Source organism: Mesorhizobium sp. M1E.F.Ca.ET.041.01.1.1, from assembly GCF_003997355.1.
Taxonomy (GTDB): Bacteria; Pseudomonadota; Alphaproteobacteria; order Rhizobiales; family Rhizobiaceae; genus Mesorhizobium.
This window is the reverse complement of sequence record NZ_RZSL01001256.1, coordinates 1-465: the sequence shown is the minus strand read 5'-3', so window position 1 is coordinate 465 and position 465 is coordinate 1. Positions and strand designations below refer to the sequence as shown.

Genomic DNA, 465 nt, shown 5'->3' with positions numbered 1-465 from the left:
TCGTCGCCCTGCAGGTGAGCGACGTCAGCCTGAAGACCGCTGGCGGCAAGCCGATGGCCGACGTCGGGCGTGTGCGCTTCGGCATTCGCCTGCTGCCGCTGCTGTCCGGCGAGGTGCGGCTGACAAGCGCCAGGTTTTCCGACGCCCACATCATGGTCGCCGCAATGCCGTCCGGCGGCGGCGACTGGACGGCGGCGCTGCGCAACGAGGATGGTCTCGTCGATCCCGAGAAAGTGTCGGCAGCGGTGTTTTCCGGTGTCAACGACGCACTGGATGCGGTGCGCGAGGATTCGATGCGCCAGGTCGAACTCAGCAACGTCGAATTCGAACTGCCGGACGGCGGACCGGTCAAGCGCGTGACGGTCGCCGACGCGACCGTTGCCCAGACCGGCACCGGCAGCATCGAGCTTTCTTACGATGCCGATGTCGATGGCCGTCGCGTCGCGAACAGCGGACGCCTTCAGG

The 465-nt window shown here is 67.1% G+C and carries 1 pseudogene; it reads left to right on the top strand.

Annotation, left to right across the window (positions count from 1 at the left end):
• Positions 1 to 14: 14 nt before the first annotated feature.
• Positions 15 to 465, top strand: a pseudogene (locus EOA38_RS38660) (hypothetical protein); the annotation flags it as partial.